This window comes from Bacteroides muris (ex Fokt et al. 2023), from assembly GCF_024704895.1.
Classification (GTDB): domain Bacteria; phylum Bacteroidota; class Bacteroidia; order Bacteroidales; family Bacteroidaceae; genus Bacteroides; species Bacteroides muris.
In genome coordinates this window covers 43,784-64,940 of sequence record NZ_JAMZEE010000008.1, presented here as the reverse complement: position 1 = coordinate 64,940, position 21,157 = coordinate 43,784, and the positions used below count along the sequence as shown (strand labels likewise).

Annotated in this window: 15 protein-coding genes, 1 tRNA gene and 1 pseudogene; 9 read left to right on the top strand and 8 right to left on the bottom strand. The window is 48.7% G+C overall.

Translation table 11 applies throughout. The features are described from left to right. Window positions 1–82: 82 nt before the first annotated feature. The 7 genes from M1B78_RS04990 (at window position 83) to M1B78_RS04960 (ending at window position 9,679) form a co-directional block, all read left to right on the top strand. Window positions 83–1,888, top strand: coding sequence for an AMP-dependent synthetase/ligase (locus tag M1B78_RS04990; RefSeq protein ID WP_176468005.1), 1,806 nt, complete (start codon window positions 83–85; stop codon window positions 1,886–1,888). Window positions 1,889–2,123: 235 nt separating this feature from the next. Then, on the top strand, window positions 2,124–2,723 hold the full coding sequence (locus M1B78_RS18740) for a carboxypeptidase-like regulatory domain-containing protein (protein ID WP_346015107.1): 600 nt from the start codon (window positions 2,124–2,126) through the stop codon (window positions 2,721–2,723). 213 nt (window positions 2,724–2,936) lie between these two features. After that, window positions 2,937–4,052, top strand: coding sequence for a peptide chain release factor 2 (gene prfB, locus M1B78_RS04980; protein WP_257940067.1), 1,116 nt, complete (start codon window positions 2,937–2,939; stop codon window positions 4,050–4,052). A gap of 1,012 nt (window positions 4,053–5,064) precedes the next feature. Beyond that, entirely contained in the window at window positions 5,065–5,199 is a 135-nt protein-coding gene (locus tag M1B78_RS04975) for a hypothetical protein (protein WP_257930955.1), read from the top strand. 19 nt (window positions 5,200–5,218) lie between these two features. Continuing rightward, window positions 5,219–5,686, top strand: coding sequence for a CYTH domain-containing protein (locus tag M1B78_RS04970; RefSeq protein WP_257940066.1), 468 nt, complete (start codon window positions 5,219–5,221; stop codon window positions 5,684–5,686). 34 nt (window positions 5,687–5,720) lie between these two features. Further along, window positions 5,721–7,016, top strand: a complete 1,296-nt coding sequence (locus M1B78_RS04965) for an MgtC/SapB family protein (protein ID WP_257930953.1) — start codon at window positions 5,721–5,723, stop codon at window positions 7,014–7,016. 149 nt (window positions 7,017–7,165) lie between these two features. Then, complete coding sequence (locus M1B78_RS04960) at window positions 7,166–9,679, top strand: TonB-dependent receptor domain-containing protein (protein ID WP_257940065.1); 2,514 nt, start codon at window positions 7,166–7,168, stop codon at window positions 9,677–9,679. Window positions 9,680–9,946: 267 nt separating this feature from the next. Here M1B78_RS04960 and M1B78_RS04955 read toward each other — a convergent pair. The 6 genes and pseudogenes from M1B78_RS04955 to M1B78_RS04930 form a co-directional block, all read right to left on the bottom strand. Further along, a pseudogene (locus M1B78_RS04955) lies at window positions 9,947–10,213 on the bottom strand (IS4 family transposase); the annotation flags it as partial. Between the two features lie 95 nt (window positions 10,214–10,308). Beyond that, window positions 10,309–10,390 (bottom strand) — tRNA-Leu (locus tag M1B78_RS04950). Window positions 10,391–10,466: 76 nt separating this feature from the next. Beyond that, the gene (locus M1B78_RS04945; protein ID WP_257940064.1) at window positions 10,467–11,483 is read right to left on the bottom strand and encodes a S41 family peptidase; all 1,017 of its coding nucleotides are present in this window, start codon (window positions 11,481–11,483) and stop codon (window positions 10,467–10,469) included. 36 nt (window positions 11,484–11,519) lie between these two features. Further along, entirely contained in the window at window positions 11,520–12,374 is an 855-nt protein-coding gene (locus M1B78_RS04940; protein ID WP_257940063.1) for a DUF3316 domain-containing protein, read from the bottom strand. Between the two features lie 13 nt (window positions 12,375–12,387). Then, window positions 12,388–15,069 (bottom strand): DNA gyrase/topoisomerase IV subunit A, encoded by a 2,682-nt coding sequence (locus tag M1B78_RS04935; RefSeq protein WP_176468011.1) that lies wholly within the window; start codon window positions 15,067–15,069, stop codon window positions 12,388–12,390. A gap of 143 nt (window positions 15,070–15,212) precedes the next feature. Then, the gene (locus M1B78_RS04930; RefSeq protein ID WP_246866868.1) at window positions 15,213–15,428 is read right to left on the bottom strand and encodes a hypothetical protein; all 216 of its coding nucleotides are present in this window, start codon (window positions 15,426–15,428) and stop codon (window positions 15,213–15,215) included. Between the two features lie 596 nt (window positions 15,429–16,024). On the opposite strand from M1B78_RS04930, the gene M1B78_RS04925 reads away from it, so the two are divergent. Then, the gene (locus M1B78_RS04925; RefSeq protein ID WP_257940062.1) at window positions 16,025–17,566 is read left to right on the top strand and encodes a glycine--tRNA ligase; all 1,542 of its coding nucleotides are present in this window, start codon (window positions 16,025–16,027) and stop codon (window positions 17,564–17,566) included. Between the two features lie 67 nt (window positions 17,567–17,633). After that, complete coding sequence (locus M1B78_RS04920; protein WP_257940061.1) at window positions 17,634–18,266, top strand: FKBP-type peptidyl-prolyl cis-trans isomerase; 633 nt, start codon at window positions 17,634–17,636, stop codon at window positions 18,264–18,266. Between the two features lie 72 nt (window positions 18,267–18,338). On the opposite strand, the gene M1B78_RS04915 is transcribed toward M1B78_RS04920, so the two are convergent. Further along, window positions 18,339–20,195, bottom strand: coding sequence for a serine hydrolase (locus M1B78_RS04915; protein ID WP_257940060.1), 1,857 nt, complete (start codon window positions 20,193–20,195; stop codon window positions 18,339–18,341). Between the two features lie 94 nt (window positions 20,196–20,289). Next, window positions 20,290–21,126: an N-acetylmuramic acid 6-phosphate etherase gene (gene murQ, locus M1B78_RS04910; protein WP_136008902.1), complete on the bottom strand. Its 837-nt coding sequence runs from the start codon at window positions 21,124–21,126 to the stop codon at window positions 20,290–20,292. Window positions 21,127–21,157: the final 31 nt, after the last annotated feature.

Here is a 21,157-nt window from a genome sequence, read left to right as displayed (position 1 = left end):
TATTGAATAATTACCCGTTAATATCGAATTAGTTTCAAATGAAACCACTACCTTTGTGCCGTATTTATCAATATCAAAAGTTATGACTTATCATCATTTGTCTGTTCTGGTGCATCGCCAGGCAGAGAAGTATGGAGACAAAATAGCCCTGAAATATAGGGACTATGAAACTGCGCAATGGATACCCGTCTCATGGAAGGAGTTCTCGCTGACTGTACGCCAGACTGCCAATGCCATGGTAGCTTTGGGAATAGAGCCACAAGAGAACATAGGTATCTTCTCGCAGAATAAACCCGAATGTCTCTTTACCGATTTCGGTGCATTTGCCAACCGGGCGGTGACCATACCTTTGTATGCCACCAGTTCACCGGCACAGGCACAATATATTATCAACGATGCACAGATACGCTATCTGTTTGTGGGCGAGCAGTTTCAGTATGATGCCGCTTTCAGTGTGTTCGGCTTCTGCCACTCCCTGCAGCAGCTCATTATCTTCGACCGTGCTGTGGTGAAAGACCCCCGCGACATGACTTCCGTCTATTTCGATGAATTTATGGCAATGGGTGAAGGATTGCCGCACGATGCCGTTGTAGGGCAACGTACCTCAGCCGCTTCGGACGACGACCTCGCCAATATCCTTTATACTTCCGGCACTACCGGTGAACCGAAAGGTGTCATGCTCCATCATTTCAATTATCGGGAAGCTTTCCGCATCCATGATATCCGCCTGCCTTTCATGACAGACCGAGATGTTTCCATGAACTTCCTCCCGTTGACGCATGTGTTCGAGAAAGCATGGACCTACCTCTGCATCCACCGGGGTGTGCAGGTCTGTGTCAATCTACGTCCGCAGGATATCCAGACTACTATTAAAGAGATACGCCCCACGCTGATGTGCAGTGTGCCCCGTTTCTGGGAGAAGGTCTATGCCGGCGTGCAGGAGAAGATTGCCCAGGAAACCGGCTTGCGTAAGGCTATGATGCTGGATGCCATCAAGGTGGGCAAGGCGCACAACATAGACTATTTGCGTTTAGGCAAAAAACCGCCCATGATGCTCCATTTGAAGTATAAGTTCTACGAAAAGACCATTTATGCCCTGCTGAAGAGGACGATAGGCATCGAGAACGGAAACTTCTTCCCTACAGCCGGTGCTGCCGTGCCCGATGAAATCTGCGAGTTCGTACATTCGGTAGGCATCAACATGGTGGTAGGTTATGGCCTGACGGAGTCTATGGCTACCGTATCCTGCTTCCTCAACGAAGGGTATGAGATTGGTTCCGTAGGTACGGTAATGCCCGATGTGGAGGTGAAGATCGGCGAGAACAACGAGATACTTCTTCGTGGTAAGACCATCACTACCGGCTACTACAAGAAACCGGAGGCAACGGCTGCTGCCATTGACGGTGACGGATGGTTTCACACGGGTGATGCCGGTTATCTGAAGGACGGACAACTGTATCTGACGGAACGCATCAAGGACTTGTTCAAGACCTCCAACGGAAAATACATTTCGCCGCAGGCATTGGAAACGAAGCTGGCCATAGACCGCTACATCGATCAGATTGCTGTCATTGCCGATGAGCGTAAGTTTGTTTCAGCTTTGATAGTTCCCGTTTATGGCTTTGTGGAGGATTATGCCAAAGAGAAAGGCATTGCATACGGCAATATGGATGAGTTGTTGCAACATCCCAAGATACAGGCGTTGTTCCGTGCCCGTATCGATACCTTGCAGCAGCAATTTGCCCATTATGAGCAAGTGAAGCGTTTCACGCTTCTGCCCGAACCATTCAGTATGGAACGCGGTGAGCTGACGAACACGCTGAAGCTGAAACGTTCTGTTGTGGCAAAGAACTACAAAGGACTGATTGATAGGATGTACGAAGAATAGAACTTTGTTTTTTTGTTTATAACCGTCCGACCTGGGATGAAGCTTTTTCATTCCAGGCCGGACGGTCTGTTTTTTATCTCCTTCTTCTGAACAGAAAGAAACTCCCCTCCCTGCACGCAAGAAACTAATCATCTTTTGTCGCGTTGCCGGGGAGGAGTTCTCTTGTAGATAATGAAAGTCTCACTCTTAGGCGAGGGAGAGAAGGGGGATGCCGTAATCTGCTTAAAACCATGCAATAAAGCACCGGTTCTGCCAGCAGCCCAAAATTCTCTCCTCCCCCATTACCGGTATTGTTATTTCAGCTGAAGGCAATGAACCGATTATCGGAACTTCCGTATTGGTAAAAGGAAGCACTACCGGAGGCGTAACAGATTTAGACGGCAAATTCACTGTTACAGATGCGCCCGCAGGTGCCACGACACTGCAAGTGTCTTTCGTAGGTATGATAACACAAGAAGTTCCCATCACTCCGGGAACGATAAGAGTCATATTAAAGAATGATGCCAAGCTGCTGGATGAAGTGGTGGTAATGGCATTGGGTATTGCAAAGAAAGAAAAATCACTGACTTGCTCTACTCAAGTGGTGAACGGTGACGAATTGGCACGCGTGAAAGACCTCAACATGATGAACGCGTTGGCCTGTAAGATGGCAGGTGTGCAGATCAATAAGAGTTCATCCGGTTTGGGCGGTTCTTCAGAGATTATCCGTGGTAACTGTTCTGTAAGCGGAAGTGGCCAGCCGTTGTATGTGATAGACGGTGTATCGTTCGGTTCCTCCACCGATGAAAGTACGGCAACTATCTTTACGGCGATGTCGTTTCTGGATGGGATGTGACAATGGTAGACAAGGATTTTTCTAAGAAATGAAAGCTTTTTCGGTACCTTGTCTTTTGAATGGTCTGGGCACGGATTCATCTTCTATACCACGACTTATTGAACTGATAGCTGCGAAATTATGCGTTTTTTTCATACCTTTGCCGTCCGAAGTCGGATTGATAATACCAACTTCAATCGTCAAATCGTAAATTGTCAAATCGTAAATAGACTCATGATTACCACAGAACAACTGAAAGATATCAAAGAACGTACCGAAGCGTTGAACCGCTATCTGGACATTGAAGGAAAGAAGATACAAGTGGAAGAAGAGCAGCTTCGCACCCAAGCTCCCGGTTTTTGGGACAATCAGAAGGCTGCCGAGGCTCAGATGAAGAAGGTGAAAGGCCTGCAACAATGGATTTCCGGCTACAATGAGGTGAAGACTTTGGCCGATGAAGTGCAGTTGGCCTTCGACTTTTACAAGGACGAACTGGTGACTGAGGAGGAAGTGGATGATGCCTATGCCAAGGCAATCGCTGCCGTCGAAGCCCTCGAGCTCAAGAACATGCTTCGCGAGGAAGCCGACCAAATGGACTGTGTGCTGAAAATCAACTCCGGTGCCGGTGGTACGGAAAGCCAGGACTGGGCAAGCATGCTGATGCGTATGTACCTGCACTATGCCGAGACTCACGGCTACAAGGCTACCATTGCCAACCTTCAGGAAGGAGACGAGGCAGGTATCAAGACTTGTACCATCGAGGTTTCTGGCGATTATGCCTATGGTTATCTGAAAGGTGAGAACGGTGTGCACCGCCTGGTGCGTGTTTCGCCCTACAATGCCCAGGGTAAGCGCATGACTTCTTTTGCATCCGTGTTTGTCACTCCTTTGGTAGATGATACCATCGAGGTGAATATCGAACCTGCCCGTATGTCATGGGATACCTTCCGGAGCGGTGGCGCCGGTGGACAGAACGTCAACAAGGTAGAATCCGGTGTCCGTCTGCGCTATCAGTACAAAGACCCCTATACGGGTGAGGAAGAAGAAATCCTGATTGAAAATACCGAAACACGCGACCAGCCTAAGAACCGCGAGAATGCTCTCCGCCTTCTCCGTTCCATGCTCTACGATAAGGAACTCCAGCACCGCATGGCCGAGCAGGCCAAGGTGGAAGCCGGCAAGAAGAAAATCGAATGGGGTAGCCAGATTCGTAGCTACGTCTTCGACGACCGCCGCGTGAAAGACCACCGCACCAATTTCCAGACCAGCGACGTGAACGGTGTGATGGACGGAAAGATAGACGGCTTCATCAAAGCTTACCTGATGGAATTCGCGGGAAGCGGAGAATAGCATGTTCCCCTCCTGAATGCTATTACACTGAGTATTTCCGATAAACTGACTGATTAAAGTTCCCCATTCTTAATAAAGATGGGAAACACTTTAATCAGTCAGTTATTGAATCCGGAGGTTCTGATGTTCGGAAGCAGCGGATGAAGAACATCCGCTACAACAGAGAACAAATTTGTTAACAATAGGAATAAAATCCCTTTTACGGCAAAGGAAGGCATTTCCTCCAACTAATCCCCAAACCCCTAAAAGAAATCAAAACGTTTACTCCCGTCATCATAATAATAGAGATATAATACCAAACTTGGTGTTCTATATTTATAGTAAACAAGCATAAAACAGACATGCCCAATATGAAAAAATGGAATATATAGATAATATCAAATATGATACAGTTCTTATTTTATAAGACTTTGATAGTAGGAGACATGATATACATATAAGTAATAAAGTCATTATTATAGTCCCCAATCCAAAATTATGACACTGTCCAAAATTTTGTGTAAATGGAAACAGGATTTAGCTGTAAGTTTGTTCTTATATGGCGGTGTGTACAACGCGCGGATGGAAGAGCTTGGCTCCGTCCTTGTTCTCTTTCGTGGATTGAATAGTTTTGTAAAGTACTGGCATAATTCTAAATGTGTTTGATTTGAATAATTTCGTGTTCTGTGTATTAAGCTTAACGACATTGCAAAGATACGGCAATTTTTTTCTCCGATGGGGCTTTTCGGGGCAAGGCGTTCCACAAAACGAAAACTTTTTCCCGGACGCTTGCCTGCTTTCACACCTGCATTATTCATAGCGGGGAGTTAAAGGCCGATAGTATAGCCCATCAGCCGGAGTACCGGCTTCTAACTCCTAAGCCCGAAGGGCGATAACTCCTTCCAACTCCCGATAACTCCTCTGAATGAAAAAGCCGTGCAGAATTGCGGAAAATTCTTCCCCTTTCATTTGCATTCTTCCCGAATTTGCCTTTACTTTGTTCATCGTTGAACTTTAAACTAAAAAACACGCCATGGGAAAAAGTAAAAAGAAAGCAATGCACAGCCAGAAGGAAGAGCAGCAGGCCAAGAAAGTGATGCTGACGATGGGAGTGATAGCCATTGTGCTGGTCATCGCCATGTTTGTGGCCTATTCTTACTGGGGCTGATAAAACCATCGGAAACAACATGCCGCAGGAGATAGAACGGAAATTCCTCGTAACGGGAGAATACAAGTCGCAAGCCTATGCACAGAGCCGCATCGTGCAGGGATACATCAGTAGTGCGCGTGGACGGACGGTGCGGGTGCGCATCCGTGACGGACGGGGATTCCTCACCATCAAGGGTGCGTCCAATGAATCGGGAACCAGCCGCTACGAGTGGGAAAAGGAAATCCCATTGGACGAAGCGCGGGAACTGCTGAAGCTATGCGAACCGGGCATCATCGACAAGACCCGCTATCTGGTTCGTAGCGGACAGCATACTTTTGAGGTGGACGAGTTCTATGGCGAGAACGAGGGGCTGACCGTGGCCGAGGTGGAACTCTCCTCGGAGGACGAGCCTTTCGTGAAACCCGCTTTCGTCGGAAGGGAGGTGACGGGAGACGCTCGTTACTATAACTCGCGACTGATGAAGCACCCTTTCACCACATGGTAGCAAACCAATTGTACGCCGTACTTGTTTAATCGTCATGGAGAAACTTTACGACTACCTGCCGAGAGAATTGGTCACTTTCCTTCTGGTCACCGTATTCTCTTTACTCATCGGGCTTTCACAGCGGAAAATCAGCTTGAAGCGCGAAGGGGAGACTACACTTTTCGGCACCGACCGTACCTTCACCTTTATAGGCATTCTGGGCTATCTGCTCTATATACTCGATCCCGCGGATTATCGTCTGTTCATGGGAGGGGGAGCCGTGCTGGGACTGTTGCTCGGGCTGAATTATTACGTGAAGCAGTCACAGTACCATGTGTTCGGAGTAACTACCATCATTATTGCGCTCATCACCTATTGCATAGCCCCCATTGTGGCCACGCAGCCGTCGTGGTTCTACGTCATGGTCATAGTGACCGTCCTGCTCTTCACCGAGCTGAAGCACACCTTCACGGAACTGGCCCAGCGCATGAAGAACGATGAGATGACAACGCTTGCCAAGTTCCTTGCCATCAGCGGCATTATCCTTCCGATGCTGCCCGACAAGAACCTCATTCCCGGCATCAACCTGACGCCCTACAGCATTTGGCTGGCCACGGTGGTCGTGTCGGGCATTTCCTATCTTTCCTATTTGTTGAAGCGCTACGTCTTCCGTGAATCGGGTATTCTGGTTTCGGGCATCGTGGGAGGCTTGTACAGCAGTACGGCCACTATTTCCGTATTGGCGCGAAAGAGCCGCAAGGCCTCTGCGCAGGATGCTCCCGAATATGTGGCGGCTATGCTGCTGGCTGTCAGCATGATGTTCCTACGTTTCCTGATATTGATAGGCATTTTCAGTTGGGACACGTTGCTGGCTGTCTATCCCTATCTGCTGATTATGTCGCTGGTGACGGCCACCGTGGCATGCTATCTGCATTCCAAGCGGAAACGGACGGACGACGGCACGCAGGCTGAGGAAGAAGAGGAGGGCAGTAACCCGTTGGAGTTTAAGGTGGCGCTGATTTTTGCCATACTGTTTGTGGTGTTCACTATCCTGACCCACTATACGTTGGTGTATGCCGGCACGGGCGGACTGAACCTGCTCTCCTTCGTTTCGGGCTTCAGCGACATCACTCCTTTCATCCTGAACCTGCTTCAAGGAACGGGCAGCGTGGCAGTGCCGGTGATTACGGCTTGCACCATGCAGGCTATTGTCAGCAATATAGCGGTAAACATGTGCTACGCATTGTTCTTTGCCGGTGGGAAAAGCCCTTTGCGCCCGTGGATATTGAGGGGATTCGGCTGTGTTATTGCCGCAAACATCTCTCTGTTGCTGTTTTTCTATTTTCTCTAAATTGCTGTCTTTTTGCTTTTTTAACTCCGAGAATCTCGTAAATGTATGGAAAGAGGTTATTTTTGCCAAACCTATTGTGACAAAATCGGAATTAGAAACGTCTAATATCAAGATAATAAACAAGAATAGTCACTAAAACAAAAAATGTAATGAGAATCAAATGGACTGTGCTGCTATACCTGTTGATGATATCCGGGCTGGCTTTGGCACAAAACACAGCAAACACTTCTTTCCAGGTTAAAGGTATTTTGCTCGACTCACTTACTCAGGAAGGTGAACCTTATGCTACCATTAAAATCGTGAAGAAAGAGGTTCCTGCACGAGCCTTGAAAATGCTGGTGACAGACATGAAGGGTCGGTTTCAGGAAAAAGTATCCGGTACGGGCAACTTTGTGATGACCATCACTTCCGTGGGACGTACTCCTATCGTGAAGAACTTCTCTGTGAAGGTAGGAGAGAAAGTGGTGGACTTCGGCACGCTCTATGTCGTGGACGCCTCCAATGAATTGGGACAGGTGGAAGTGGTGGCCCAAAAGCCTTTGGTGAAAGTAGATGTGGACAAGATAGAGTATAACATTGAAGATGATCCCGACTCCAAGACGAACTCCGTGATAGAGATGCTTCGCAAAGTGCCTCTTGTGACGGTGGATGGCGAAGACAACATTCAAGTAAATGGCAGTAGCAGCTTCAAGGTACACGTCAACGGAAAACCCAACAATATGATGAGCAACAATCCCAAAGAGGTGCTTAAAAGTATGCCCGCCAATACAATCAAATATATAGAAGTGATTACTTCTCCGGGAGCAAAATACGATGCCGAAGGAGTGGGAGGCATCCTCAACATCGTGACCGTGGGCAGTGGCTTCGAGGGATATACCGCTACTTTCAGTGCACGGGCCAGCAATATGGGAATGGGTGGCGGCGCCTATGCCACCATCAAGCAGGGCAAGCTGACATTGACGGGCAACTACAACTATAGCTACAATAGCCAGCCTACCAGCTATTCGGAGAACTATCGTGAAGATTATCAGTCTATCGAACAGAAGTATCTGGAATCTGCCAACTCCTCGGATAACAGTGGACAGTTCCAGCATGGCAATCTGGAAGCCAGTTATGAGATAGATACTTTGCGGCTTCTCACCATGTCTGTAGGCATGTATGGGGGAGGCAACGACAGTGAGTCCAACGGCAATACCATAATGTGGAACGAGGCGCGTGACGAGAAGGCATACAGCTACCGCACACTCTCAGAAGGTGACGGATCGTGGTATTCCATCCGTGGAAATGTGGACTACCAACGCATTTCCAAGAAGAACAAGAACCGTATGTTCACGCTTTCCTATAAAATCAACACACAGCCCGACAAGAGTGATTATTACAGCCGATACTTGGACCGTTATCAGGTGCCTGAGGTTTTCCAACTCTACAATTCGCACACATTCGGCAAAACCAATACGACGGAACATACCTTTCAGGCAGACTATACGACTCCTATCGGCAAACTGCATACCGTGGAAGCGGGCGTGAAATATATCATCCGTAACAATGTCAGCGAGAACGACTTTTCGGAAGACAAGAGTGAGGATGGCAACGGAGAGTATCAGTACAACGAGGGCCGTAGCAGCCACTACAAGCATCTGAACGACATCTTGGCGGCTTACTTCGGGTATACGCTGCGCTACAAAGATTTCACTTTCAAGCCCGGTGTGCGCTATGAGCATACGGCACAGGATGTACGATATCTTGTAGGGGCGGGAGAGGATTTCAAGGTGAACTTCAACGATGTGGTGCCTTCTGTTTCTTTGGGCATCAAGCTGGGCCCCACGCAGACGCTGCGCGGAGGTTATGACATGCGTATCTACCGTCCCGGAATCTGGTATCTGAATCCTTACTTCGATGACCGCAATCCGATGTTCATCAGCCAAGGTAACTCTGAACTGGAGAGCGAGAAGAGCCATGCGTTCAACCTGAGCTACAGCAGTTTCTCTTCCAAGTTCAACATCAACGTGGCCTTGCGCCATTCGTTCAACAACAATGGAATCGAACGTGTGAGCCGTCTGATAGGTCCGGAGGGTGAGTCTTTCGGCGACCACTTTGCTCCTGAGGGTGCTCTTTATAGCACTTATGCCAATATAGGCAAGAGCCGTAATACGAATATGAGTCTTTACTTCAATTGGAATGCATCTCCGAAGACGCGTATTTATATCAACGGGCGAGGAAATTATTCAGATATAAAGAGTCCGGCACAGGAATTGCATAATTACGGTTGGCAGGGCTCCATATACGGAGGAATCCAGCACACTTTCCCGTGGAAATTGCGTGCGAGTCTGAATGGTGGCGGAAGCACGCCTTACATTTCTTTGCAGGGCAAAGGAAGCGGCTATTCTTACTACAGTTTGAACGTGAATCGTTCGTTCCTGAAAGACCGTCTGACAGTCAGCGTATACGGTTCGAATCTCTTCTCCAAGTATAGGACTTTCGACAATACGACTTTTGGCGAAAACTTCTATTCTGCCAGTAAAAGCCGTTATGCCAACCGCTCGTTCGGCATGAGTGTCAGCTACCGCCTCGGTGAGTTGAAGGCCAGTGTGAAAAAAGCTGCCCGTTCCATCAGCAATGACGATGTGAAAGGTGGCGGCGGCAATTCGGGCGGCGGAGAGTAAATTGCAGGTACGCCCTCTGTTTCGGACATAAAAGAAAAATTCCCCTTCCGGCATCACCCTTCCTTCATAAAGAAGAAAGAAGTGCGAATTCCGGAAGGGGAATTCTTTTTACGTCTATTGAAGCGGTCGCAAGCAATAGGGTTGTTCGCTTGAAAGGTCTTTTCGGATTGAACTAGGTGTTTGTGAGTTATATTCCCTCAGAACAAAACGATACCTGTTTCAACGAAACTCGTGGTTTTTACTACTGTCCACTAAAAATGGACAAGGTTAAAAATTGAATAAATTCGGTTCACTTGAATCATATCGGTTTTTGACATTTCTGAAATTCGATTTGTCGAACAAGTTGCTGAGATGTGTTTTGTCAGTCAGAGAGATTCCGAGAATTTAGAGAACTTCATAGACGCTGCGTTCTAATTTCATATCGCGTTGGATTATTGCTACTAAGCAGTAAGTGATTATCGCACAATAGATTTGTATGCGTACAGCGTTTTCTGATGTACCCCAAAACTTCTTAATCCTGAGGTGTTGTTTAACTATTTGAAGCTCTCGCTGTAATAGCGAGAGCTTCAAATAGTTATGAAAGTAAAAAAGAGGATTTTCCCGAAGAAAAATCCTCTAAAGTAAACTAGTGCGGGTGATAGGACTCGAACCTACACGCCTCACGGCACCAGATCCTAAGTCTGGCGCGGCTGCCAATTACGCCACACCCGCAGGGTAATTCCGTTTAGCGAGGACAAAGATAGGAAGATTTTTCGTTTTGGCAAACAGTTTGATGGATAAAGTAGCTTCATGTCTTTACTTTCAGCATTTTTCTTGCTTCCTCAATGATGGTATCCAGGTCATTGTCTTCATCCTCCTTGCTCATGTCCACTTTCTTGTCCGGGTCGATGCCGAACTCGATATGCTGCTTTTGGGCATCGAGATGCGGGCTGGCAGAAAATCGCACTCCCCATCCGTTGGGCAGTTCCGAAGAGAATGGCAGGCCCGACCCTCCGCCGGTTTTATCGCCAACCAGGGTGACATTGGGAAAACAGCGCATGGAGTTGACAAAATCATTGGTTGCGCTATAGGAATGACGGTTGGTCAGGAGAATTACTTTTTTTTGCCAGCGGATACTGTTGGAGGGTTCCACATGAATGGGAGTCGGATCTGAAAAATCGCTATGGCCTTTGCCGGTCTTGTGCTGGATATATCCCGTCAGCACTTTTTCATTCGTGAAGCGTTGTGCCATTCGGGTGGCGTTTGTCAGGTTGCCGCCACCATTGTTGCGCACGTCGATAATCAGGCCGTTGCAAGCGGAAAGGTATAACAGAATCTCATCCAGGTTGCCGTTTCCGATGCCACTGGAGAAATCGCCGTAATAGATATATCCTATGTTGTCTTCCAAGATGGTGTATTTGGCGCCTCCGGCAATGCGGTAGTTTCTTCCCAGGTACTTTTCAATGATACTTTCGTTGAAGTTACGAGGATAATCCAGATACCAGTCCCAGTAGCGTGCCGTGTTGGAAGAAGAGTACAGGTTGACATGTCCGTCTTTCAGTTCGGCGAGCATGTTGCCCAATATTTCAAATAGACCGTCGTAGCTCATTCCCGGGGTAATGAGCGGCTGGTACTTGTCGTGGATGGCATCCCAGTCTATTTGCTTGTAGTCCAGGAAGCAATACTGTTCGTCTATTATCTTCCACAAGGCTTCGAAATTGCCTTGCGGGGTATTGCTGAACTCTTCCTCACGAATACATCCGCTCGATAGGGGCAGCAACGTGAGCAGGATGCTCCAAATTCTTAAGAGATATCTTCTTTTCATGCACATTATCCTTATCATTTATCATCTTGTCACTTTTTACTTTCTCTTGTCGGGAAACAGATAGAGTTCCTTTACGAACCCCACCATGAATACGTGCGAGTAAGTATGTGTCTTTATTTCGTTCACATTGGACTGCTGTGCATCCCAGATGTAGGCAAAACGCATCCGGGCATGCCCCACCGGAAAGTCGGCAGTCAGCATTTGTCTCAGAGAGGGCTGGTTGTGCAGGGAGGTGAAGTTCACTACTCCGTCCCAATGTCCCAACGTAAATATCTCGTAATAGGACTGTCCATAGTTGGGCATGAACATGATGCCTGCCAAGGGAAGATTCATCTGATAGCGTAATGTGATGGGACGGTTCTTGATACGCAAGTTCCAAATGGCCATTCCCGATGCCGCAAGGTTGATATAGGCACGTGCTTGGGCGGGGTTGTTGCCGTTGCGCAGATTATAGACAAAACCACCGTTGAAGTCGCCGACTCCTCCGGCAAGCAGCTTGAAGTTGCTTGTGATGGGGAAGTTGTAGTGCAGGCCGTAGTTCCAGTTTGCCAGTCCGGAGAATGTATTGTTGTTGTCTACCTTGTTGTGTGTGTACCCCAGGTCTGCCTGGAAGAAAGTTTGCAGAGAGACGTTGCCTCCCATCAGCCGCGTCATCCGCATGCTTTCGCGGGAGATACGGAAATCGATTCCCTTGTACTCCTGAGGCGAAAGATAAGTGTCGAACACGTTGGTGAGGCCGACACCATACATGGTGGCACGGGTGATGATACGGTTGCGGTTGGTGGAGTCAGCCCGTAGCTCCCGGTCGATGCCGCATTGTGCTTCTTGTGCTTTCAGTCCGGCACTTCCCAAGAGCAGGCCGCATAAAATTATTATCTTGTATACGTACATATCCAGTCCTCCATCAAAACAGTTTCATCTGTCCTGTCATCTCGTCTAGTATGTCCCCTTCGCTTTTACCGTGGTCGGGGTCCAGAATTTCCGGTTCTTCATCCGCTTCCTGTTCTTCGGTTGCCTGCGAGGGTTCCGGTTGGCGGGTAGGCTCCAGTTCGTTGATGGTTTCTACGGTATAGGTGGTCAGTCGCTTGCCTTTTGCCTTGAAGCCTTTCACGGCGATGAATTCGTCGGCTTCCACTATCATCGGTTCCCGGAAACTGTCGTGACCACCAAACATGACTTCTAAACGCGGGTAGTATTCGTCTGTCAGCAGAATAAGGCTGCTGTTCTTGTTTTCTCCCAGATAGTTCTGTTTACGGGCGGTTGCCTCGAAGCAGAAACGCTTGATATAAGGGTAGTTCTGCTGGTCGGCATCGTAAAGTACGGCAGTCCATACCTTGTTCGGGTCGTATTTTTCCAATACGCGTATGCCATCGTCGTAGTGGTTGTTCAGGTCGAAGTTGGTTACATAGAACTCTCCGCTGTTCTGTACGACGAGAATGGTATCTTCGCTCTGGAACTCTCCGAGGTATTCTCCGCGGCCATCGTAGTTGAGGCGCAGCACGTCGCGGTCGAACCACACTTTCCGTCCGCCCAGTGTGGAGCCGCCGCGCTGTTTCAGGGATATCTTGTGTACGGGGAGTTTCGTGAGGATGTTACCCATGGCCTGCCGTCCCTTGATATTGATAGCGCTGAAATCCTCCTCGAAGATGATGCGGCGTACGCGGGGATTGGGTTTCAGGGTCACCTTGATGATTTCGGCTTCACCGTTGGGATTGGCGGTGAAGTAGGTGATGCGGGAATCGGGGGTGCCTTGTGTCACATCGTATTCGCGGTCGCGCACCACGGAAGTGACGGCAAAGCGCTTGATATAACTTGTTCCTTCCTTGCCGTCGCGGTAGCAGACGTTGTAGATGGTACGTTTGTCGTTCTTCTTGAAGATGTTGGCATAGAGTATGTTCTTGCCCACGAATTTCTTGTCGGCCACCGGTGTGATGATGTATTTCCCGTCGCGGAAGAAGATGATAACGTCGTCTATGGGCGAGCAGTTGCCTATGAATTCGTCTTTCTTCAATCCTGTTCCGATGAAACCCTCTTCGCGGTTGATGTACAGTTTTTCGTTGGCTTCGATGACTTTGGTTGCTTCGATGGTGTCGAAGTTACGCAGTTCCGTGCGGCGGGGGAAGGCTTTGCCGTACTTGTCCTTCAGCATACGGAACCAGTCGACGGTATATTCCACGATGTTTGCCAGATGGCGGTCTATCTCCTCTACGTCCTTTCGCATGCGTGCTATCAGCTCCTCTGCCTTGTCGGAGTTGAACTTGAGGATGCGTGCCATCTTTATTTCCATCAGCCGGAGGATGTCTTCCTTGCTCACTTCGCGGATAAAAGTCGGGTAGTAGGGAGTCAGGCGCTCATCGATATGTTCGCAGGCGGCATCCATGTTTTTGGCTTGTTCAAACTCCTTGTCCTTGTAGATACGTTCTTCGATGAATATCTTTTCGAGCGAAGCGAAGTGCAGGCTTTCCAGTATTTCGCCCTTGCGGATTTCCAATTCCTGGCGCAGCAGTGCCAACGTATTGTCGACTGATTTGCGCAACACGTCGCTTACGGTGAGGAAGTGCGGCTTTTGCTCGTCGATGACGCAGCAGTTGGGAGAGATGCTCACTTCACAGTCGGTGAAGGCATAGAGGGCATCGATGGTCTTGTCCGACGATACGCCCGGAGCCAGATGCACCAGTATTTCCACGTTGCCGGATGTCAGGTCCTCTACCTTACGTATCTTGATTTTTCCTTTCTCGCTGGCCTTTACGATGGAGTCGCATACGCTGGCCACCGTTTTCCCGTAGGGGATTTCCTTGATGGCAAGTGTCTTGTTGTCTATCTTCTCTATTTTGGAACGTACGCGTACCGCACCGCCGCGTTCGCCGTCGTTGTATTTGGAAACATCGATACTGCCTCCGGTCTGGAAGTCGGGGTAGAGCTTGAATTCCTCGTTGTGCAGGTAACTGATGGAAGCGTCGCACAGTTCATTGAAGTTGTGCGGCAATATCTTGGACGACAGGCCTACGGCGATGCCCTCCACGCCTTGCGCAAGCAGCAGTGGAAATTTTACCGGTAGTGTCACCGGCTCTTTGTTTCGTCCGTCGTAAGAGAGTTTCCATTCGGTGGTTTTGGGATTGAATACTACGTCCAATGCAAACTTGGAGAGGCGTGCTTCGATATAACGGGGGGCGGCGGCGCTGTCTCCCGTCAGAATGTTGCCCCAGTTTCCTTGGCAATCTACGAGCAAGTCCTTTTGTCCCAGCTGCACCAGCGCATCGCCGATGGAAGCATCGCCATGCGGATGGAACTGCATGGTATGCCCTACGATGTTCGCCACTTTGTTGTAGCGTCCGTCTTCCATGCGGCGCATGGAGTGGAGGATACGCCGTTGCACGGGCTTCAGACCGTCCATGATATGGGGGACGGCACGTTCCAATATGACGTATGAGGCATAGTCCAGAAACCAATTCTGGTACATGCCGCTCAGTTGGTGCTTTACGTTGGCATCCTTTGCGTCTGCAGGTTTGTAATCCGAATGTTCTTCTCTTCCGGTTGGGAGTTCTTTGTCCAAATCATCTTTCGGTGCTTCAAAATCTTCGCTCATATTTGTTCGGGAATTGTCTATTCTATGATATTGCTGGTTTTCCAGTTGCAGGCAAAAATACTAATTTAATTCTATATATAGGAAACCGGTGCGATAGTTTTTTAGCAGTATGCCTCAACGCACCGGTGTTTGCCTGGCTGCATTCAATGCTCAATTTGCTGTGAGCCGGTATTCGGTCCGCAGACCACCAGTTTCCCGTCCGGTTGGATGTCTGCGGGGTCGATGAATGCCATTCGTTCGTCGCCGGTGGCTTCGGTACGTCCATGATAGACACAGTAGAGCCGGTTGCGAATATTGATGAGCATGCAATGCCCGGTTCCGGTCACGATGCCGCCTTGCTCTGTGTTCTTTTGCAGCACCGGATTGTTGGCGGCCTTACTATGGATAGCTTCTTTGAATAGGCCGCTTGCAGTGCGGTTGTCCGCAGGAAGTAATCAGGAAAGTATGCCGGCTTTTAGATGATGATGTCCTATAATTTTATTGTCGGTTCTTGCGGGTCGGGTGGCTTGCTATACCCCCCTTCCTGATACCTTCTGAGAGGGGGTACAATGAGTCAGGGACTGAATGGCATTCAGTCCCTGAGTGAAAGGCTTTCAGTCCCTGACTGAATCACGTTCGTTCAGCGAGTGAGATGGGAAGATGTGTGAATGCAAGCGGATTATACTCGTATTTGTAATATAATATGAGTGGGCGCGAGGCCGGGGCTCTTTCTCCCGCGTGGCTGGCAGAATCGCAGTTATGACCTTCGTGCAACATGCCAGTTTCGTTAATCATCGTCCGATTGGTCGGATAAATATTCCCTGATTCAATTCAACCGACAGGCATATGTGCCGTTTCTATTGTTGGTAATAAGATAAATTAATACCCTCCTTGTCCTACTTACGATATAAATCTCTATCTTTGTGGCGCTTTTTAGCTGAAAATAAGATTCAAATTAATTTAGATACAACAGAAAATGGCACAAGAAGACGTTTTTAAGAAACTCGTTTCACACTGTAAGGAATATGGTTTTGTGTTCCCTTCCAGCGATATTTACGATGGACTGGGAGCCGTATATGACTACGGTCAGATGGGTGTGGAACTCAAGAATAACATTAAACAATACTGGTGGCAGAGTATGGTGCTGCTGCACGAAAATATTGTCGGTATCGACTCGGCTATCTTTATGCACCCCACCATCTGGAAAGCCAGCGGACACGTGGACGCTTTCAATGACCCTCTGATTGACAACCGCGATTCCAAGAAACGCTATCGTGCCGATGTGTTGATAGAGGACCAGCTTGCCAAATACGATGACAAGATAAACAAGGAAGTGGCAAAGGCGGCCAAGCGTTTTGGCGATGCTTTCGATGAGGCCCAGTTCCGTAGCACCAACGGACGTGTGCTGGAACACCAGGCCAAGCGTGATGCCTTGCACGAACGCTTTTCCAAGGCTTTGAACGATAATAATCTGGACGAACTCCGTCAGATTATCCTCGACGAAGAAATCGTTTGTCCCATCAGTGGCACAAAGAACTGGACAGAGGTACGCCAGTTCAATCTGATGTTCTCTACGGAAATGGGTTCTACTGCCGACGGTGCCATGAAGATATATCTCCGTCCGGAAACGGCACAGGGCATCTTCGTAAATTACCTCAATGTACAGAAGACCGGCCGCATGAAGATTCCTTTCGGTATCGCCCAGATAGGTAAGGCTTTCCGTAACGAAATCGTGGCACGCCAGTTCATCTTCCGCATGCGCGAGTTCGAGCAGATGGAAATGCAGTTCTTCGTAAAGCCGGGTACGGAGCTTGACTGGTTCAAGACCTGGAAGGCTACCCGCCTGAAATGGCACAAGGCGCTGGGCTTCGGTGATGACCATTACCGTTATCACGACCACGACAAACTGGCCCACTACGCCAATGCTGCTACAGACATCGAGTTCCTGATGCCTTTCGGCTTCAAGGAAGTAGAGGGTATTCACAGCCGTACAAATTTCGACTTGTCACAGCATGAGAAATTCTCCGGCAAGAACATCAAGTATTTCGATCCGGAAACCAACGAAAGCTATACCCCGTATGTCATCGAGACTAGTATCGGTGTAGACCGCATGTTCCTTAGCATCATGTCGGCTTCCTACTGTGAAGAGACGTTGGATAGCGGTGAATCCCGTGTTGTCTTGAAGTTGCCTGCTGCACTGGCACCGGTGAAACTGGCCGTAATGCCGTTGGTAAAGAAAGACGGACTGCCCGAAAAGGCACGCGAGATTATCGACAGCCTGAAGTTCCACTTCCATTGCCAGTATGATGAGAAAGATTCTATCGGTAAGCGTTACCGCCGCCAGGATGCCATTGGTACTCCGTACTGTGTCACCGTGGATCATCAGACTTTGGAAGATAACTGTGTGACACTGCGTAATCGTGACACCATGCAGCAAGAGCGCGTGGCTATCTCTGAACTGAATAATATTATTGCAGACCGTGTAAGCATTACGTCACTGCTGAAGACGCTGCAATAAAGCGGTTGCGAAATAGACCGCTGCGTGAACAAACTGAAATAGTAAATAGTAAATAGTAAAATAGTAAATGAAAAAGTCCCTTTTGTTTTTGCCTTTCCTGCTGTGGCTGGCGGGTGCCTTTGTCTCTTGTGAAGAAGTGGAAGAGGCTGGAAAGTATGATAACTGGAGAGAACGCAATGAGGCATTTGCCGACTCGATAAAAAGGCTGACGGGTGAGAACTATGTTGCCACGGCAGAGCAGGCTGATGCTATGGAACTCGGGAAACTGTATGCCATACAGACGACTGCAAGTACCACTGGAGGTGCCCAGTATGTCTATTGCAAGAAGCTTGTGAGGAATGAAACAGGGGAACGTCCGTTATACACGGGATACCATTCTACTGTCAGTGCTTTTTATTACGGAACTTTAATAACGGGTGATCAATTTGACGGAAATTTTGATGGGTATAGCGCTTTGGATACTAATATCCCATTGGATTTGGTGAAAAAACCAACAGCCTTTGATTCTCCAACCACTTTTGGTGTTGCAGATGTAATTTCCGGATGGACAGCAGCCTTGCAGTTAATGCGGGTAGGCGAACGCTGGATGCTGTATATACCGTGGCAGAGCGCCTATAGATCTAGTGGTAGCAATGATGGAACTATTCGTGGATATACTGCATTGACGTTCGATTTGTTGCTGGAGCGCATCGTTGAATAGCCGGTATGGATAATAAAAAAGTGGTGAAGATTCTTCTTCGCCACTTTTTTTATGCTTTTATAATAGAGGAGCCTATATTTTCTTCTTGATGGCCTTTACCCAGATTTTATATCCATCCTCATTCAAATGCAGCCCGTCACCGGTTAGTTCGCTGCGCAGTACATTCGTTCCCTTCTCTGTAAACAAGGGGAAGAGGTCGATATAAGCGATGTTTTTTTCTTTGGCAAGTGCTTCCAAACGAAGGTTGACTTCAGGGACCATATCGGTTTTTCCGGTCAGGCTTTTATACCGTCCGAAACTTTCATTGAAAGGAAGCAGGCTTTGCAGGTAGAGTTTTGTATCGGGAGATTCTTTCCGGATGCGTTCCACCGTCATGCGAATCATACTTACAATGCTGTCCGGCGTCAGATTGTGGGAAATGTCATTGACCCCGATAAGCAGGAACAGCTTGGCGGGATGTCCGGGAAGTATCTGGTGCAGACGGTCATAAATACCCATCACTTCATCACCGATGATGCCGCGATTGCGTACATTCTTCTTGCCGAGGCGTGCCGACCAGTCACCGCCACCTTCAGTCAGGCTGTTGCCAAGCATGACGATGTCCTTGCTTGTAATGGCAGGCTCGTCCATAAACTGCAGGAAGCGTTTGTAGTAATGGTCTGTATAAACACGCGGAATAGGGCAGATGGAAGCCGCCACAGCGTTGGCAACCAACGAACGCAGACGAACCACACTATGCCCGTCTTCCGGATGCACGGCATTGATAAGCAATATGACGGAAGTGTCATTGTCCGGGTCGATAACGATGGAAGTACCCGTATATCCGGTATGGCTATAGGTGCCGGGGCCGAACAAGTCTCCGTTATTAGAAGCATAGGCTGTAAAGCAGTCCCAGCCGAGAGTGCGTCCCAAGCTGGCAGTGGCGCGTGGCACGGTACGCATGGTTTTTACACCCAGCGGACTCAGGATACGGTGCCCGTTCCATTCACCTCCGTTTTGCAGGGCTGCGCAGAGCACGGCAATGTCTTCGGCACAGGAGAATACTCCGGCATTGCCGCTGATGCCTCCGTTCATGATACGGGCCAGCGGGTCGTGCACTTGTCCGCAGAGGACTTGCCCGTCAGGTTGTTTTTCGGTAGGCGCAATGGCATTGTGCCAGTCTCCTTCGGTGATACTTGCCCAGTTTGCGTCCGTTGTATTTATCCATTTGCCATTCTTGTCACGTCGGCAGGGCAGATAGTCGGTATGCTCCATGCCGAGTACATCGAATATGTTTTCACGGGCAAAGTCACGCAGGCTCTGACCGCTTATGGTCTCGATGATATGTTGCAGAGTGATGAAGTTGAGGCAGCTGTATTGGAAATCTGTCTGTGGCTTGAAGTCACGTTTGCAAGTAGCGATATACTCCATGAGGCCATCGGCATTGGGAGAACCGTATTGCTTTTCTAGCTCGGCTACCGGTGCATAGGGGGGCAGTCCGGAAGTGTGTGTCATCAGGTCGGCAATGCGGATTACCTTCTTCTCTTTGCCGTCTTCGCTTTCCCAATTCTTGAAATGGGGTATGTAGAGGCTGACGGGGTCCAGCATGCGTAGCTTGCCACGTTCTGCCAGAATCATCGTGCATACGGCAGTCGACATGGATTTGCTACAAGATGCCATATCAAAAATCGTATTGACAGTCATAGGCTCCGCATCGGGATAAACACGCTTGTTGCCGTATGCTTTCAGATAGGCCATCTTGCCATTGCGCACTACGGCAAGTACGGCACCGGGAATATCCTTGTTGGCGATAGCCGTTTCAATCGCTTCATCGGCATACATCAACTTGCGGGAGTCCATTCCCACTTGTTCGGGGGCTACGCGTTGTAAAGGCTGCGCGGTGGCAGCTTGCAGACAAAAAGAAAAGAGAAAAAAACAGATTGCTTTCATAATAAAAAGATTTGCCCCGCCCCCCTATGAAAGGGGTTTTGACACACTCTTGAAAGGGGAAGGGGATAATTAATCGGGTTAATTGTTCTTGAAACTATTCTTCTTCCTCTTTAGTGGCACGAGGGGCTCTGTATGCGTCCACTGCCTTCTTCACCGAACCGTGCATCAGCAGCAGTGCCTTGGCTTTGCCATAGTCCAGTCCGAGTTCCTCTACAATCATACGGGTACCACGGTCTACAAGCTTTTTGTTACTGAGCTGCATATTCACCATCTTGTTGCCTTTCACGCGTCCCAACTGTATCATGACGGAAGTAGTAATCATATTCAGTATCATTTTCTGTCCTGTTCCCGATTTCATGCGCGAGCTTCCCGTCACATATTCAGGCCCTACAATCATTTCGATGGCTACATCCGCTTCTGCCGCCATTGGCGAGTCCGGGTTACTGGTGATACAGCCGGTCAGTATGCCGTGTTCACGTGCCTGGTGCATGGCGCCGATTACGTAGGGGGTGGTGCCGGATGCAGCAATACCGATGACAGTGTCCTTGTCTGTAATATTGCGTTCCGTCAGCTCTTCCCAACCGCGGTGAATGTCATCTTCGGCATTCTCTACCGGATTTCTCAATGCAGTGTCGCCACCGGCAATCAAGCCGATAACCAGTGTGGGGGGCATACCGAAAGTCGGTGGAATTTCCGAAGCGTCGAGTACGCCAAGACGTCCACTGGTACCCGCACCCATGTAGAAGATGCGTCCGCCTTGTTTCATGCGAGGCACAATCTGGGTTACCAGTTTCTCTATCTGAGGGATTGCCTTCTGTACGGCAAGCGCCACTTTCTGGTCTTCGGTATTGATGTCTTCCAGAATTTCACGGACTGATTTTTTTTCCAAGTCATTGTAGAGCGATGGTTGCTCAGAGATTTTTACGAACATAGTCTATATGCTATTTGACGATTTACTATTT